Annotated in this window: 16 protein-coding genes and 1 pseudogene; 11 read left to right on the top strand and 6 right to left on the bottom strand. The window is 67.6% G+C overall.

Annotation, left to right across the window (positions count from 1 at the left end; all coding sequences use genetic code 11):
- Window positions 1–120 precede the first annotated feature (120 nt).
- Window positions 121–2,955 carry a glycosyltransferase gene (locus ACYCO6_RS29035; RefSeq protein ID WP_459765813.1) on the top strand — a complete coding sequence of 945 codons (2,835 nt, stop codon included), beginning with the start codon at window positions 121–123 and terminating at the stop codon, window positions 2,953–2,955.
- A gap of 116 nt (window positions 2,956–3,071) precedes the next feature.
- Here the strand turns inward: ACYCO6_RS29035 and ACYCO6_RS29030 are convergent, their stop codons facing one another.
- The 3 genes from ACYCO6_RS29030 to ACYCO6_RS29020 are packed head-to-tail and all read right to left on the bottom strand — an operon-like array spanning window position 3,072 to window position 5,089.
- Window positions 3,072–3,722, bottom strand: coding sequence for a TPM domain-containing protein (locus tag ACYCO6_RS29030; protein WP_459765811.1), 651 nt, complete (start codon window positions 3,720–3,722; stop codon window positions 3,072–3,074).
- Complete coding sequence (locus tag ACYCO6_RS29025; protein ID WP_459765809.1) at window positions 3,712–4,500, bottom strand: TPM domain-containing protein; 789 nt, start codon at window positions 4,498–4,500, stop codon at window positions 3,712–3,714. The genes ACYCO6_RS29030 and ACYCO6_RS29025 overlap by 11 nt, the downstream gene beginning before the upstream one ends.
- 28 nt (window positions 4,501–4,528) lie before the next feature.
- Window positions 4,529–5,089: a LemA family protein gene (locus ACYCO6_RS29020; RefSeq protein WP_459773775.1), complete on the bottom strand. Its 561-nt coding sequence runs from the start codon at window positions 5,087–5,089 to the stop codon at window positions 4,529–4,531.
- Window positions 5,090–5,368: 279 nt separating this feature from the next.
- On the opposite strand from ACYCO6_RS29020, the gene ACYCO6_RS29015 reads away from it, so the two are divergent.
- The 5 genes from ACYCO6_RS29015 to ACYCO6_RS28995 all read left to right on the top strand — a co-directional run bounded on the left by ACYCO6_RS29015 (window position 5,369) and on the right by ACYCO6_RS28995 (window position 10,520).
- On the top strand, window positions 5,369–5,743 hold the full coding sequence (locus ACYCO6_RS29015) for a hypothetical protein (RefSeq protein WP_459765807.1): 375 nt from the start codon (window positions 5,369–5,371) through the stop codon (window positions 5,741–5,743).
- A 32-nt stretch (window positions 5,744–5,775) separates the two neighbouring features.
- Complete coding sequence (locus ACYCO6_RS29010; protein ID WP_459765805.1) at window positions 5,776–6,696, top strand: LysR substrate-binding domain-containing protein; 921 nt, start codon at window positions 5,776–5,778, stop codon at window positions 6,694–6,696.
- Between the two features lie 104 nt (window positions 6,697–6,800).
- Entirely contained in the window at window positions 6,801–7,994 is a 1,194-nt protein-coding gene (locus ACYCO6_RS29005) for a CaiB/BaiF CoA transferase family protein (RefSeq protein ID WP_459765803.1), read from the top strand.
- A complete protein-coding gene (locus ACYCO6_RS29000) occupies window positions 7,991–8,917 on the top strand; it encodes a hydroxymethylglutaryl-CoA lyase (protein WP_459765801.1) in 927 nt (308 codons plus the stop codon). The genes ACYCO6_RS29005 and ACYCO6_RS29000 overlap by 4 nt, the downstream gene beginning before the upstream one ends.
- A gap of 274 nt (window positions 8,918–9,191) precedes the next feature.
- Window positions 9,192–10,520: an MFS transporter gene (locus ACYCO6_RS28995; protein ID WP_459765799.1), complete on the top strand. Its 1,329-nt coding sequence runs from the start codon at window positions 9,192–9,194 to the stop codon at window positions 10,518–10,520.
- Window positions 10,521–10,552: 32 nt separating this feature from the next.
- On the opposite strand, the gene ACYCO6_RS28990 is transcribed toward ACYCO6_RS28995, so the two are convergent.
- A complete protein-coding gene (locus ACYCO6_RS28990; RefSeq protein WP_459765797.1) occupies window positions 10,553–11,512 on the bottom strand; it encodes an AraC-like ligand-binding domain-containing protein in 960 nt (319 codons plus the stop codon).
- Between the two features lie 93 nt (window positions 11,513–11,605).
- Entirely contained in the window at window positions 11,606–11,899 is a 294-nt protein-coding gene (locus tag ACYCO6_RS28985; protein WP_459765795.1) for a hypothetical protein, read from the bottom strand.
- 301 nt (window positions 11,900–12,200) lie between these two features.
- Between ACYCO6_RS28985 and ACYCO6_RS28980 the strand changes: the two genes are divergently transcribed.
- Window positions 12,201–12,617, top strand: coding sequence for a Ros/MucR family transcriptional regulator (locus ACYCO6_RS28980; RefSeq protein ID WP_459765793.1), 417 nt, complete (start codon window positions 12,201–12,203; stop codon window positions 12,615–12,617).
- Between the two features lie 3 nt (window positions 12,618–12,620).
- A complete protein-coding gene (locus ACYCO6_RS28975; protein WP_459765791.1) occupies window positions 12,621–12,872 on the top strand; it encodes a hypothetical protein in 252 nt (83 codons plus the stop codon).
- 101 nt (window positions 12,873–12,973) lie between these two features.
- Here ACYCO6_RS28975 and ACYCO6_RS28970 read toward each other — a convergent pair.
- Window positions 12,974–13,165 (bottom strand): annotated as a pseudogene (locus ACYCO6_RS28970) (inorganic phosphate transporter); the annotation flags it as partial.
- A 129-nt stretch (window positions 13,166–13,294) separates the two neighbouring features.
- On the opposite strand from ACYCO6_RS28970, the gene ACYCO6_RS28965 reads away from it, so the two are divergent.
- From ACYCO6_RS28965 to ACYCO6_RS28955, 3 genes are read left to right on the top strand one after another with little or no spacing between them, the layout of a single operon-like run.
- Complete coding sequence (locus ACYCO6_RS28965) at window positions 13,295–14,443, top strand: glycosyltransferase (RefSeq protein WP_459765789.1); 1,149 nt, start codon at window positions 13,295–13,297, stop codon at window positions 14,441–14,443.
- A 32-nt stretch (window positions 14,444–14,475) separates the two neighbouring features.
- Window positions 14,476–15,186, top strand: a complete 711-nt coding sequence (locus ACYCO6_RS28960) for a DUF1045 domain-containing protein (RefSeq protein ID WP_459765787.1) — start codon at window positions 14,476–14,478, stop codon at window positions 15,184–15,186.
- Window positions 15,179–15,799, top strand: a complete 621-nt coding sequence (locus tag ACYCO6_RS28955; RefSeq protein ID WP_459765785.1) for an LbetaH domain-containing protein — start codon at window positions 15,179–15,181, stop codon at window positions 15,797–15,799. Before ACYCO6_RS28960 ends, ACYCO6_RS28955 begins: the two co-directional genes overlap by 8 nt.
- The last annotated feature ends 63 nt before the right edge of the window (window positions 15,800–15,862 follow it).

Below are 15,862 nucleotides of genomic sequence, written 5' to 3'. Positions count from 1 at the left end.
CGCGGTAAGTTTTCGACCATATTTGTTAAAAGCGCGCAACAATTATTAGGTTCGCAGAAGAGTTATATACGGCCGTCACATCAAGGCAGACATTTAAGATTAAACCGGACGATCATTCTCATGCAGCTGGGCAGTCAGGTCGCCGTCGTCACTGACGAGTTGGCGGGGTTGAACAAGGGCGGAGGTATCGGGACGTGTGCCCAAAGTCTAATACAAGGATTGTTAAAGGAACGATTTACAGTAGATATTGTCATAACGGACCCCGGATTTCCCGGTGAAACGCCGGAGTTCATGGGGTGCCGTGTAATTTCCGTAGTCGAACGGGCGCGAGATCGAGGCTATGGGATCATAGATCACGTCGGCAGTGCCTACTGCGTGCATGAGATTTTGTGTGAAACGAACTATGAGGCAGTCCATTTCAATGATTGGCGCGGAAGCGGCTATTTCTACGCCATGGCCAAGAGGCAGGGGCTGGTCAATGCGCGCGTGATCACGCACACCCACGGCCCACTGAAATGGGTACGGGCTTACAACCTGACCTTGTCCAGTCCGGAAGCGTCCGAGATCGAAACGCTGGAGATGAGTCAGGTCGAGAATTCAGACCTGGTATTAAGCCCTAGTCAGTATCTAATCGACTGGTATAAGAGTGCTGGGGTCAAGCTCCCCGCTGCACAGGTCTTGCGATGGCAACTGCCAGAGTGGTCAGGCAAGCCGCTGCTCGAACCTGACTGCGTCCTCGCCACCAAGCCAGTGGCGGCCGGCACCATCAAGGAAATCATATTCTACGGGCGACACGAACGGCGCAAGGGCTTCGGCAAGTTTTTGCGGGCCGTAGCTTCAAGAAGTGCGCTATCGAAGGTTGATCTCACCTTCCTGGGTCGTTTCGACCGAAGCGACCGTGAGTTCACCGGCTCAATGGTCTATCGACTGCTTCCCCGTCATGGCGGTGCCATCCGGTTCATCAATCGCCTCGGTCATCAGGAGGCCGTCGACCTTCTGGCAGGCCGCCCGCACGCCCTCGTGGTTACGCCATCGGAATGCGAGAACAGCCCGTGTACGGTCGGCGAGTGCTTCACTATCGGGATCCCCTTCTTGGCGACGTCTGCCGGCGGGACTCCGGAACTGTTCCTCGACGGCGCGCAGTCTCCAAATTTAATGAATAATACTGTCGAAGATATCGCGTCGAAACTGGAGGATGTTGTTGTGAACGGGCTGGGGAGCGTGAAGAGTGCGCTCAATCCAGTCAAAATCGCGGAAGCGTGGTCCGATCTGCACAGGAAGGTCAACCAGGGACATGCACGGCGTGACCTCACGACGCTCCCGCGCGTCAGCGTCTGTCTCGTCCACCACAATCGCATCGCCCTGCTGCGGAGAGCCTTGGGCGCACTCGCGCGACAGACATACAAAAATTTCGAAGTGGTCCTGGTCGATGATGGGAGCGATCTTGAAACGCAGCGCGAACTTGATCTGATTGAAGAGCAGGATTGGGGCTTCGACTTACGCCTCATCAGATCGGGCAACAACTATCTGGGGGCGGCAAGAAACCTGGCGGCGCGCCATGCGTCCGGTGAGTTTCTGATCTTCCATGATGATGACAACATCTCCGAGCCTGCGCAGATCGAAACCTTCGTCAGGGCCGCGGTCATTGGAAAGTACGATGTCCTGACATCGCAATATCTCGTCTTCGATGACCGGGAGGGACCTGCAAGCGCGAAGATAAAGTATTTCCCGATCGGGTCCGGGGGAGCATTCTCGTTCATGCGCAACGGGTTCGGTGACGCAAATGCCCTGGTCAGAAAGTCAACCTTTGAGGCGATCGGTGGGTTCAGTGAACTGAAGGGTGTGGGATGGGAAGACTGGGAGTTCTTCCTGCGATGCTATGCCCGCGGCGTGCGTCAAGGTTTGGTTCCGTTTCCCCTGTTTCGTTATCGGGCAAGCGGGGAAGGAATGCTGGCGACCACAGTGCCTGTCTTGAACCACGCGCGCATCCTCAGCGTGGCCTACGACACCGAAACGCGCTTGCCGCCTGAACTCCTGGAGTTCGCCAAGCGGGAGGCGATCGATAATCATGTTCTCGACAAAACATGGGCTCTCTTGGGCCGAGCCGAACATGCGACCCTGCATAGGGATCTCATGGCCTTGGACCCGAATTCAGATGCCGCACGCGAGAAGCTGATGGAGCTCGCGTTCGCAATGGGCCGCTACTCAGATGCGGTCGAAATCGGACTGGGTCTGCAAGACGGGTATCACCGTGTCAGGAACATACTCGATATCCTTTTGCCCAGACTGCGGGCTGCCAATAAGCGGATGCGGTCGGATGCAACGCTGCGCTTGGCCGCAACGCAGGCGCTCCTTTGCAGAGGGTGGATCGATTACGAGGGCGCCTGTCCGGACCTGAAATGCTTCAGAATTTCTGGTGATGCATTCAAAATCGATACTTTGCTGCTTGAGTATCGGCCGGATGTAAACGAGCATCTGAAAAAGACGGACTCTTTGCGCCGGGGCTTTCGAGCTGTCGCGGTTGCCGATCGGGATCGGTCCGGGGCCGAGGTGCCAATTCCAGATCATACCTTCGAAGTCGACTTGGCATCCGATCATTCTCAATACGGTATTGTTGCTGTACAATGTTTTGGAGATGCCAAGCTGTGCTCTGGCAAGGGATTTCTGGAGCTCATGATCCCAGGGCGTCTCTATGAGATGGATGTCGGTTCAGAAGATCCCGGTCCTTGGCTCAACCGCGCGATCATAATGGCCGAGCCGGGCCGGAAGATTTACACGATTCCAGAAGAGGCCTCCAAAATCGAGGAGGTGGTGCTCGACGATAAGGGGATGGCGAGTTTCGAGATATCATCCACTAGCGGAGGGGTCGTGCACCGGGACGCTTTGCAGAAGTTCAGGCTGTTTGTCGCGCCGGATGGTGTCGATCTCAGAATTGCACTCACACCGATCATGTAGGCAATGCGTGAGGCCGCAACTCTGCTCGAGACGCGGCTCAGCGACCCTGGCGCCCGCCGGTTGCGAGAGCCGCAGCGCACCCGAATCGTGGGCCTCGCGTTCGCGTCGCATTGGCCTCACGGTCCATCACGCCAGCGCGCGTGCGTGACGATCACCCGGTTCGGCAGCTCGTCCGGATCGTCGGGACCGGCCGGGAGATGGTCCGCCAGACAGGCCCCGACGCGTTCGACCGCGACGGTCAGGCCAGCCTCGACCTCGCCGCGCCCGAGGGCGCGGATGAGGTCGGCGAGAATGCCGTCCCAGGCCGTCGGGGGAATGTGCTGCAGGACACCGAGGTCGCTCACGATCTCCGCGTGGCGCTCGGCGAGCGACAGGTAGAGCAGGACGCCGGTCCGCGATCGGGTCAGGCTCAGGCCGCGCGACCAGAAGGCCCGCCGGGCCGCCTCCCGTGCCCGGGCGCGGCGCAGGCGCCGCGGCACCAGGGCGAGGCGCAGCCGCTCGTTCTGGCTCGCCACCAAGATCGCGGCCACGAGCGCCGCCTGCGCCAGCAGGATGGAAGCCGCGCTCCAGGTCGTCAGCGCGATCAGCGGCCAGGGCAGGAGTAGTGCCATCGCCAGCGTCGTGAGCAGGATGACCGAGCGATAGGCGCCCGCGCATCGACTCACCATCACGACGATTTCGCCGGACGTTCCGGCCTCGGCCTGCGCCACGATGCGGGCAAGGCGCCTCTGCGCCTCCGGCGTCAACACGTCTGCGCTACCAGTCACCGGAGGCTCCTCCGCCGCCCGAGGAGCCGCCTCCGCCGGAGAACCCGCCGCCGAAGCCGCCGGACGATCCCCCATCCGAGAAGCCGCCGCTCCAGCCGCCCGAGCCGGGGCCGGGCAGGATCACGATGCCGCCGCCCCGGCCCGCCCGGCCGACCCGTCCTCCGCCCCGGCTCATACGCCAGGCTACGAACAGCACGATCAGGAACAGGATGACGAAGGTCGCGACTTGGGCGGGATCAACCTCGTCGGCGCGCACCTGCGGCTTGCGCTGCCACTCCTGCGCGTCGCCGGCCAGGATCGACAGGATCCCGTCGACGCCCGCGTCGAGCCCACCGAAATAGTCGCCGGTCTTGAAGCGTGGCGTGATGGCGGTAGCGATGATCACCTTGGTGAGCGCGTCGGTGAGCGCACCCTCAAGCCCGTAGCCGACCTCGATCCGGACCTTGCGCTCGCTCGGCGCCACCAGCAGCAGGACGCCGTTGTTGGTCTTGGCCTGCCCGAGCTTCCAGTCCCTGAACAGCCGGTTGGCGTAGTCCTCGACCGTCGTGCCCTGGAGGTTCGGCACGGTCGCCACCACCACCTGATCCGAGGTCTTGTCCTCGTGCGCCTTCAACTTGGCTTCGAGACGGCCGCGCTGGTCCGGTGTCAGAATCCCGGCCGCATCGACCACGCGGCCGGTGAGCGGCGGGAAGGTCAGGTCGGCCGCCAGGGCGCCGACCGCGTAGATCGCCAGGCAGGCGGCGATGACGGCGAGCGCCAGGGCGAGCCGCACCCGCATCGGGATGCTCCGGCCCACGGACGGACCCCTAGAACTTCACGTTCGGCGGCCGGTCGGCGTTCGGCGTCGCCGTAAAGGTCTCCATGGGCTTGGCGTCGGGATACAGGATGGCGGCGATCCAGCGGCCGGGAATCGTGCGCACCTCGGTGTTGTAGGCCTGGACGGCGCCGATATAGTCCCGCCGCGCCACGGCGATGCGGTTCTCGGTGCCCTCAAGCTGCGATTGCAGGGCGAGGAAGTTCTGGTTCGACTTGAGGTCGGGGTATTTCTCCACCGTCACCAGCAGCCGCCCGAGCGCCCCGGAGAGCTGGTTCTGGGCGTCCTGGTATTCCTTGAACTTCTGCGGGTCGGTCACCGTCGAGGCATCGACCTTCACGCTCGACGCCTTGGCCCGCGCCTCGGTGACCCCGATCAGCACGTCCTTCTCCTGCTGGGCGTAGCCCTTCACGGTCTCGACGAGGTTGGGGATCAGGTCGGCGCGGCGCTGGTACTGGTTCTGAACCTCGCTCCAGGCGGATTTCGCCTGTTCCTGCAGGGTCGGCACCCGGTTGATCGCCCCGCAGCCCGACAGGCCGGCGGCTACCAGCATCACCGTGAGCACGCCGAGGAGGCGCGCCGCCGCGGATGTCGGGCGCAGGGCCCCGGCGTTCAGCGTCGTTCCCATCTCATCCCCCATTCCGTCCCCGTGCGCCGGGCAGGGCCCGGCATCGATCACGGAATCGAGAGATAAGGGCCGGAACCGTCAAGGTAAGGCCTCAGGCCCCGCGCCTTGACGGATTGTGGCGTCCCGCGGAAAGGGGCCACCGCGGCAACGGACCCGGCCGGAGCACGTTCGGGACATCGGAGCGGTGCCGCGCGGAGGCCGGGTATGGATGCAGAACTCGCCGACCACGTCAGGGCAGCCAGCGCGGCGGCGCGGCGGCACGCCCTGGTCTTCCAGGCGCCGGAGGGCAAGGACGCGCTGCCCTGGTCGGTCATCGAGGCCTTCGACGCGACGATCCGCGGCAATGTCGAGCGCGACCCGCGGATCGAGGACGAGCGCGACCGGGTGCTGATCGCCGCCGTCAAGCTCGCCGAGACGCCGGTCGAAGAGGGCGAGGACAGCATCGCGGCGGCGCGGGCGCATCTCGTCGATGCGATCGGCTACCTTGAGCAGGCGGTGCTGCGCTTCGGTCTGGTCAACCGCCAGGGGGCGAAGCTCGGTCACGGGATCTACGGCCAGCCGGTCGGATCGCGAGACTGAGCGCGCCGGCCGCCGACCGGGAGCGAGACCGGATGCCCGCAGACCTGCCCGCGGCGGCGGTCCTGAGCCGCCTCGACCTCAAGACGCTCCGCCTGTTCGCGGCGATCTGCGAGGAGGGCACGCTCAACGGCGCGGCCCGGCGGTCGGCGATCGCGCCCTCGGCGGTGAGCAAGCGGCTCGCCGAGCTGGAGCACGCCCTCGGCTGCACCCTGCTCAGCCGCGAGCCCCGCGGCATGCGCCTGACGCCGGCGGGCGAGACGCTGCTGCACCACACCCGCCGCATGCTGGCCAGTGCCGAGCAGATCGCCCTGGAACTCGCCGAGCATGCCCGCGGGGTGCGCGGCTTCGTGCGGGTGCTCGCCAATCTCTCGGCCATCGTCGAATTCCTGCCCGAGGACCTGCAGGCCTTCCTGGCCGGGCAGGCCGGGATCCGGGTCGATCTGGAGGAGCGCCCGAGCGGCGGGGTCGTGGCGGGCGTCGAGGAGGGACTCGCCGATCTCGGTCTCTGCGCGGGCGGAACCGACACGCGTTCGCTCGCCGCCTACCCGTACCGGACCGACCACCTCGTCCTGGTGATGCCGGCCGGCCATCCGCTCAGCGGTCGCGACGCTATCGCGCTGGCCGAGACGCTCGATTACGACCATGTCGGGCTGCACGCGGAGAGTTCGATCTACGCGGCCCTGCGGGACGAGGCGCGGCGCCTCGGCCGGCCGCTGCGCCTGCGCATGCACGTGCCGAGCTTCGACGCGATCTGCCGGATGGCGCAGGTCGGGATGGGCCTCGGCACCGTGCCGGAGCACGTCTACGCCCTGCTCGGGCCGCCGATGCGGCTCGCCGCCGTGCCGCTCACCGACCCCTGGGCGCAGCGCACGCTCAGCCTCGTCGTCCGCCCCGGCTTCCTGCCGCCGGCGGCTGCGCTCCTGCTGGAGCACCTGCGGGCGGCCGGGCGGTAAGGGCCTCTGCGTTCTCCCTGCGAGAACGCACGCTGGCGCATCGCGTTTGGACTCGGGGTCCCGAATGGCAGTATTTTTCGCGTCAACGATAGATGGAGGAGAGAATGTCCGGTCCGCTCAGCGGTATCCGCGTTCTTGAGCTTGGCCAGCTGATTGCCGCTCCCTTTGCCACCCGGCTGATGGCCGAATTCGGCGCGGAGGTGATCAAGGTCGAGCCGCCGGGTGAGGGCGACCCCCTGCGCAAATGGCGCAAGATGCACGAGGGCACATCGCTCTGGTGGTACCTGCAATCGCGCAACAAGAAATCGATCGCGGTCAACCTGAAGTCGCCGGAAGGGCTCGACGTCGTCAAGCGGCTCGCCAAGAGCGCCGATGTCGTGGTCGAGAACTTCCGCCCCGGCGGCCTGGAGAAGCTCGGTCTCGGCTGGGACGTGCTCTCGGCCCTCAACCCGAACCTCGTCCTGGTCCGGATCTCGGGCTACGGCCAGACCGGCCCCTACCGGGACCGGCCGGGTTTCGGCGCCATCGGCGAATCGATGGGCGGCATCCGCTTCACCACCGGCAGCCCGGATTCCCCGCCGGCCCGGGTCGGCGTCAGCATCGGCGACACCCTGGCCTCGCTCCACGGCGTCATCGGCGCGCTGATGGCCCTGCTGCGGGTGAAGACCGGGCAGGGGGCGGGCCAGGTCATCGATGTCTCGCTGGTCGAGAGCGTCTTCAACGTGATGGAGAGCCTCGTCCCCGAATACGACCTGCTGGGCGAGGTCCGCACCCGCACCGGCGGCGCGCTGCCCGGAATCACGCCGTCGAACACCTATCCGACGCGGGACGGCGGCTACGTGGTCATCGCCGGCAACAGCGATCCGATCTTCCGCCGCCTGATGACGGCGATCGGGCGGCCCGACCTCGCGGAGGATCCGGCCCTGCGCAACAACGAGGGCCGCTCCAAGCAATCCGCCATGCTGGACGGCACGATCGCCGACTGGTCCAAGACCAAGACGGTCGAGGAGGCGCTCGCCGTGCTCGACGCTGCCGACGTGCCGGCCGGCCGCATCTACTCGGTGGCCGACATCGTGGCCGACCCGCACTATCAGGCGCGCGACATGATCCTCCAGGCGGAGCTGCCCGGCGGGACGGCCGTGAAGATGCCCGGCATCGTGCCGAAGCTCTCCGACACGCCCGGCGAAGTCCGCTGGCAGGGACCGGCGCTTGGCGCCCACACGGATTCCGTGCTCGCCGAGCTCGGTCTCGACGCGGCGCGCATCGCCTCCTTACGCGAGAAGGGAGCCGTGGCATGAGCGGCGACGCGCTGATCGTCCAGGAGGTCGCGACCCGGGACGGCTTCCAGATCGAGCCGGTCTTCGTGCCGACGGACGAGAAGATCCGCCTGATTGACGCCCTCGCGGAGGCCGGTTTCAGCCGGATCGAGGTCTCCTCCTTCGTGTCGCCCAAGGCGGTGCCGGCGCTCGCCGACGCGGCCGAGGTCTTCGCGGGGATCCGGCGGCGGCCCGGCACGGTCTACGTCGCCCTGGTGCCGAACCCGAAGGGCGCCGAGCGGGCGCTGGCCGCCAAGGTCGACGAGGTCAATCTCGTGGCCTCGGTGAGCGAGACCCACAACCGCGCCAACATGGGCATGAGCCCGGCCGACTCGATCGCCGGCTTCGCGCGGATCATGGATTCGGTGCGCGGCGCCCCCGTCAGCACCAACGCCACGGTGGCGACCGCCTTCGGTTGCCCGTTCGAGGGCGACCAGCCGGCCGACAAGGTCGTCGCACAGGTGGAGCGCTACCTGTCGCTGGGCGTCGACGGCGTGACGCTCGCCGACACCACCGGCATGGCCAATCCCCGGCAGGTCAGCCGCCTCGTCGCGCGGGTCCTTCCGCTGGTCGGTCCCGGGCGCCTGACGCTCCACTTCCACAACACCCGCGGCCTCGGCCTCGCCAACGTGCTGGCCGCCTACGATGCGGGTGCCCGCCGCTTCGACGCCGCGCTCGGCGGCCTCGGCGGCTGCCCGTTCGCGCCCGGCGCCACCGGCAACATCTGCACCGAGGATCTCGTCAGCATGGCCCACGAGATGGGCGTACCGACGGGCCTCGACCTTCCGGCGCTGATCGGCCTGTCGCGGGACCTGCCGCGCCTCGTCGGCCACGACGTGCCCGGCCAGGTCGCCAAGGCCGGACGGCCCTGCGACCTCCACCCGGCGCCCGCCAAGGCGGCCTGAGACCTCGTTCACCCGGCGGCCGCGACCCCGCGCCGAGCGAGGGAGATTCTGGTCGCGCCCTCATCCTGAGGTGCCGGAGCGCAGCGGAGGGCTCGAAGGAGGCCTCCGGTCGGCCGCGCGATCCCTGGAGCCCTCCTTCGAGGCTGCTGCGCAGCACCTGGGGACGAGGGTCGGAGGGACTGGGGCGAGCCGAATCGAGAGGTCCCACGGAAAGCCGCTCGTCCGAAGGCGGCACCGCTCAACACGCGTACTTGAAAGCAGCACGGAGGAAACCATGACCGCAGCCCTGTCGGGGTCGCCGGCCGCCCTCGAGGCCGGCGCGGTGACGGAGACCAGCGTCGTCCGCAAGGTCGCGTGGCGGCTCATGCCGCTGATCATGATCTGCTACATGTTCGCGTTCTTCGACCGCATCAACATCAGCTTCGCCAAGTTCCAGCTCCAGAGCGACCTCGGCTTCAGCAACGTCGCCTACGGGCTCGGCGCGAGCATGTTCGTTGTCGGCTACGTGATCTTCGAGGTGCCCTCGAACCTGTTCCTCTACCGGGTGGGCGCGCGGCGCTGGATCGCCCGGATCATGATCTCCTGGGGCATCACCACGGCGCTGATGATCTTCATCCGGAGCGAGTGGCACTTCTACGCCCTGCGCTTCCTGATCGGCGCGATGGAGGCGGGCTTCGCCCCCGGCATCCTCTACTACCTGACCCTGTGGTTTCCGGCCTCGCACCGCGGCCGCATCACCTCGTTCATGTTCGTGGCCTCGGCCTTCTCGGGCATCTTCGGAGCGCCGGTGGCGGGCCTGATCCTCGGCGGCCTCAACGGGGTCGGCGGGCTCGCCGGCTGGCAGTGGCTGTTCCTGGCGGGCGGCCTGCCCTGCCTGATCCTCGGCCTCCTCGTGCTGACGCGCCTCGACGACCGGATTTCCGACGCACGCTGGCTCTCCGAGCCCGAGAAGGCGCTGCTGTCGAGCCGGATCGCCCATCACAACCGCGAGATCGGTGACCACTCGCTGATCGGGGCGATCAGGCAGCCGGGCTTCCTGCTGATCGCGCTGATCTATTTCCTCCTCCAGATCGGCTCCTACGGCCTCAACTTCTGGGGGCCGGACCTGATCAAGACCGCGAGCGGCGGCCAGGCGGCCTCGGTGGGTTTCCTGACGGCGATTCCCTACATCTGCGGCGCGATCAGCATGGTGGTGATCGGCCGTCTCTCCGACGCCTCGGGCGAGCGGCCGAAATTTGTCGCCTGCCTCGCCATCGCGGCGGCTCTGGGCTTCTTCGGCGCCGGCTTGTTTGACAAGCACATCGTGCCGCTGATGTGCGCCCTGGCGCTGCTTGGCGCCGGCATCGTCGCCTCAATCCCGACCTTCTGGACGCTGCCGGCCAAGCTGGTCACCGGCGTCGGCGCGGCGGGCGGCATCGCGCTGATCAACACGCTGGGCCAGTTCGGCGGCATCGTCAGTCCGGTGATGGTCGGCTGGGTCAAGGATCTCACCGGCTCGACGACGCCCGCCCTCTACGGCATCGGGGTGCTCTGTCTCGTGGCCGCCGGGCTGCTGCTCTTCGCCATGCCGGCGAGCCTGCGGCGCAGCGACCGCGCGGCCTGAGGCGGCCGCATCGGGCGTCCCGGGTCGGCGGACTACGGGGCGCCCACGAGAGCCGTTTGCCGGTAGGCCCGGGGCGTCAGGCCGAAGCGATCCTTGAAGCGCCGGGCGAAGTAGGCTTGGCTCGCGAAACCGCAATCGTAGGCCAACATCCCGATCGACAGGTGGGCGCAGGCCGGATCGGTCAGGCGCTTGGCGGCCACCGCCAGCCGGCGGTCCCAGATGTGATCGGAGATGTGCCGGCCGCGCTCATGGAACAGCTCCTGCAGCCGGCGCAGCGACACACCGAGCGCGGCAGCCAGGTGAGGCGGGTCGAGGCGCGGATCGCCGAGATGGGCTTCCACGTAGGCCTTGGCGCGCTGGACCACGACGCTGCCGTGGACGGAGCGGGGCACCTCCTGCGCCATGCGCTCAGCGAGGCTCGCCACGATCAGGTCGACGCCGATTCCGGCCATGCGGGCAGCCGCATCGGGGGGTAATGCAGAGCCGACCCGGATCAGCTGGCGGAAGAACGACGCCGTCAGCGATGTGGAGCCCGATTGCGTGTTCATCGTCAGGGCCGTGTAGAGGCGGGTCGGCCCGAGCACGCTCTCAAGGCGTTCCCGCGGCAATTCCAGGAACAAGGATCGGCTCCCCGCGCTCGTCGTCAGCACGGCCGGCCGATGGTCCAGCACGACGATGTCACCGGGCTGCTGCGTCGAGCTTCGGCCGTCCTGAACACTCGTCGAAGCCCCGGCGAGCTTGAAGATCACGACGACCATCCCGGACCGGTCGTGACGCTGCACCGCGTCGGGCGTGGTCTCGCTTCGCAGGGCACCCTGCGAGAGGCAGGACATGTGAAGCGGGCCGAGCGCGGCAACATCCAGCCTGCCCTCGAAGGGCGCATCGTCCAGAGGTTCGATCTCGATCGGCACGAGCCGATCAAACAGCATCTCACGCCAGAGCTTGAAGCCTCTCTGGGGATGAAGTCCGGAGGTCGAAAACAGCGGCTGCATGCGTGATCCTGCCTCTGTGCCTGCCGGCGAGGCCGGGTTCGGATGATCTGCCTGACGGCGGATTCGGGCGCGGCGCGGGGGAGCCCCGACCGCTCAAGGCGGAGGAGCGATCTGCCGGTACGGGCGGGGCGACAGGCTGGAGCGGTCCCTGAAGCGACGGGAGAAATGGGCTTGGCTGGCAAAGCCGCAGCCGAAGGCGCGCGTCCCGACCGAGCGATCGGCACAGCCCGGGTTGAGCAGCGCTCGGCTGCCGCTTCGCGTCGGCGCTCTGCGAGTCATCAGCAGGGGGGCGATCTCGACTTCGTCGAGCCTGCCTTCAAAGGGGCCGTCGTAGAGACGTTCCACCTTGGTAGGCAGGAGCCGCTCGACGAGAGCCTCGCGCCGCACTTTGGAAACTGATCCTGGGGTGAGGGCCGGCGATCGAAAACAGCGGCTGCATTAGTAAATTTACTCTTACCGCCTCCTGTTCGCGCAGCTGGGCAAAAAACCTCGCGCATCCGGACAAGCGCCTCGTTTTTCATATTGTATATTATCTGCATCCTCAAGAACCGCCGAAGGGCATACTTGAGGTAAACAGACATTCAGAGATGCAGACCGCCTTCGGAACCGGGCCGCCCTCTTGGAATTCGCGAATTCCAGAAAGGGCAACCGTCGGAGGTGAGCGGATGGACCACGAGCGGTGTTTCAGATGGAAAACCTCAGAGAAACGAACCCGACATTCATGCTGGAGAAGGTCGGCGCGATTGTCGCAGCCTATGTGTCCCGGAATGCGGTGGGAGTGGGGGAGCTGCCGCTCCTGATCGACCAGGTGCACACCGCGATCGCGGTCCTGCAGGGCAACGCGTCGGGCTCCGGCTCGAACCGTCCCGGATCGAACGCGGCGCAGATCGAGGCCTCGATCCAGCATGACGGCCTGATCAGCTTCATCGACGGCCGCTCCTACAAGACCCTGAAGCGCCATCTCACCGCCCACGGCCTCACGCCGGAGCGCTACCGGGCCAAGTATGGCCTGCCGGCCGATTACCCGATGGTCGCCCCGGGCTATGCCGCCAAGCGCTCCGAGATCGCCAAGGCGATCCAGCTCGGCTACGGCAAGGCGGCGTAAGCGATGGCGCGCTGCTCCCCGCAAGCCCAGGCGCTTGAGCCCGCGCTGCGCCCTGAGACGGCTCGCTCCGCAGACAGCCTGGAGCGCATCGCCACGGTGCTCGGCGTACCGGTCACGGCCTTCTTCCCGGAAGCCGACAGACCCGACGAGACGATCGCCCAGGCGGCCGATCTCGTGACCGCCTTCGCGGCGATCGGCAACCCGGCAGCGCGCCGAACCTGCCTCGCCTTCGTGCGGGCGATGTCGAGTTCCTGAGGCGTCGGGGGGCGCCGCAGCCGGCCGGGCCCGATACCGCGCGCTTCGTGCCGCACCGGCGCGGAACGCGGTGGACGGTCCGGCCGGCTGCGGTATCGGTGTCAGAACACGTGACGCAGGAGGAAGAACAGTACGGCGGCCAGCGTGATGGCGGCTGGGAGGGTCAGGATCCAGGCCAGCGCCATGTTGCGCACGGTGGCCATCTGCAGCCCCGAACCGTTGGCCGCCATCGTCCCGGCGATGCCGGACGACAGGATGTGGGTTGTCGAGACCGGCAGCCCGTAGGGGCGGGCGTGCCGGTGCGGACGCCGGACCCACTCCGGCTCTGAGGGAAAAGACCGACAGAAAGCCGGCTGTCACACGCCTGACGCGATCCGGCCGCTAGCGACCGGACCGCTCGCACGATCCAACGAGAGACCCGCATGATCGACGCCACGGTGCCGGCCCTGTCCCTCGGCGCGCTCCTGGCTCTCGTCCAGATCGGCAGCATCGCCGTCGCGGGTCGGCGCCTCGGCAGGAGCCATGGCCCGTCGTGCTTCCCGGCGCGCGCGCCCGTTTCGCTGATCCGTCCCCTCCGTGGCATCGAGGCGTTCAGCGAGGAGATGCTGACGCGCAGCTTCCGCCTCGATTATCCCTCCTACGAACTGATTTTCTGCGTAGCCGATCCGGGAGACCCGATCGTGCCGATGGTGAGGCGCCTGATCGAGGTCCACCCGCGGGTGCCCGCCCGCCTGATCCTCGGGGACGAGCGGGTCAGCGACAATCCGAAGCTGAACAACTGCCTGCGCGGCTGGCGGGCCGCCGCCCATGACTGGGTGGTGCTGGCCGATTCCAACGTGGCCATGCCGCCGGACTATCTCCAGCGCCTCCAGGCGGCGTGGCGGGACGAGACCGGCCTCGTCTGCTCGACCCCCGCCGGCGCCCGCCCGGGCAGCCTCATGGCGGAGGTGGAATGCGCCTTCCTGAACACCCTGCAGGCCCGCTGGCAATACGCCGCCGAGGCGTTCGGGCTAGGCTTCGCGCAGGGCAAGAGCATGCTCTGGCACAGGCCCTTCCTGGACCAGCGCGGTGGCCTCCAGGCGCTCGCGGCGGAGATCGCCGAGGACGCGGCGGCAACCAAGCTGGTGCGTGCCGCCGGCAAGCGCGTCCATCTCGTGGCAAGCCCGTTCGAGCAGCCGCTCGGACCGCGCGGCTTCCGGGAGGTCTGGGCGCGCCAGCTCCGCTGGGCGCGGCTGCGGCGGGTGACCTTCCCGCTGTTCTTCATCCCCGAGATCGGCAGCGGCGTCCTGCTGCCGGCGCTGCTGGTGGCCCTCTGGGCCGGCAGCCTTGCCGGCCTCCTCGGCGCTGCTTGCCTCGCCGCCCTGTGCTATGGCGCCGAATACCGGCTCGCCGTCCGCGCGGGCTGGCACCGTTCGCCCCGCATGCTGGCGGCCTTCCTCGTGCGCGACGCCCTGATCCCGGCGATCTGGCTGGGGGCCTGGGTCCAGAGCGCTATCGTGTGGCGCGGCAACGCCATGGATGTGCGGCCGCGCCGGGCCGCCGTCGACCGCCCATACGTGCCGACGGCCTGATGGCCGCGCCCGCAAACTCCGGAGGCCGAGACGTGACCCGCCGCTACGCCCTGTACTGGCTGCCCGCTCCGGGCTCCCGCCTCGACGCCTTCGGCAAGGCCGTGCTCGGCTACGACAACGTCTCCGGCGATACGGTGGCGCATCCGGCCGCGCTGGAGGACCTCGCGGCCGTCACGGCGGGGGCCCGGGTCTACGGCTTCCACGCGACACTCAAGGCGCCGCTGCGCCTCGCGGAAGGCACCACCGAGACCGATCTCGTGGCCGCCGCCCGGAGCCTCGCGGCAGCGCACCCGCCCGTGGCCGTGGGCCCGCTGGAGGTCGCGGCGATCGGACCCTTCCTCGCCCTGGTCCCGGAGGCTCCCCCGGCGGCGCTGGGGCTGCTCGCCGCCGAATGCGTCGCCGCCCTCGACCCGTTCCGGGCGCCGCTCACCGAGGCGGAGCGCGCGAAGCGTCGCGCCGACCGTCTCGGCCCGCGCGGACGGGCCCTCCTGGATCGCTGGGGTTATCCGTACGTGTTCGAGGCCTTCCGCTTCCACATGACCCTGACCGACGCCCTGCCGGACGCCGAGCGCGACGCTTGGCGCGCCCGCTTGACCGAGGCCTACGCCGCCTGCGGGCCCGAACCCCTGGTGATCGACGCCCTGTGCCTGTTGAGCCAGGACGGGTCCGAGCCGTTCCGGCTTCTGGCGCGCCTGCCCTTCGGAGACGCCCAGGGAGCCTCTCACGGAGACGTTCATGGCTGACCGCCCCCTCGGCCCCGAGCCGGCGGTCGATCCGAGTGCCCGGGTCGTCCATTGCCGGCTCGGCCGCTTCACCGAGGTCGGCGCCCGCACTCGCCTGACCGAGACGGCCTTGGACGATTATTCCTACATCGCCCAGGATGGCGAGGTGATCTACACGACAGTCGGCAAGTTCTGCTCGATCGCCGCGAGCGTGCGCATCAACCCGGGCAACCACCCGATGGAGCGCGCGTCGCAAGCGCATTTCACCTACCGGGCCCTTGCCTACTGGCCCGAGGAGGCCGACGAGCCGGCCTTCTTCGACCGGCGCCGGGCCAGCCCGGTGGCGATCGGCCACGACGTCTGGATTGGCCACGGTGTGGTCGTCCTGCCCGGCCGCACCATCGGCACCGGCGCGGTCGTCGGGGCGGGCGCGATCGTCACGCGGGACGTCGAACCCTACACGATCGTGGTCGGCAACCCCGCCAGGCCGGTCCGGCGCCGGTTTCCCGAGGAGATTGCCGCGCGGTTGGAGCGCTTCGCCTGGTGGGACTGGGACCATGAGCGCCTGCGCCGAGCGCTCCCGGATTTTCGCGCCCTCCCGATCGAAGCATTCCTTGACCGATACGGGTCCTGATGCCGTGATCGAGTGTAGACGTTGCGCCGGCAAACAACATTGAATCGTATTCGTCATCCAATC

It is taken from the genome of Methylobacterium sp. CM6257, assembly GCF_054611515.1.
The sequence above is the reverse complement of the archived record's forward strand: the minus strand, read 5'-3'. Positions and strand labels throughout refer to the sequence as shown.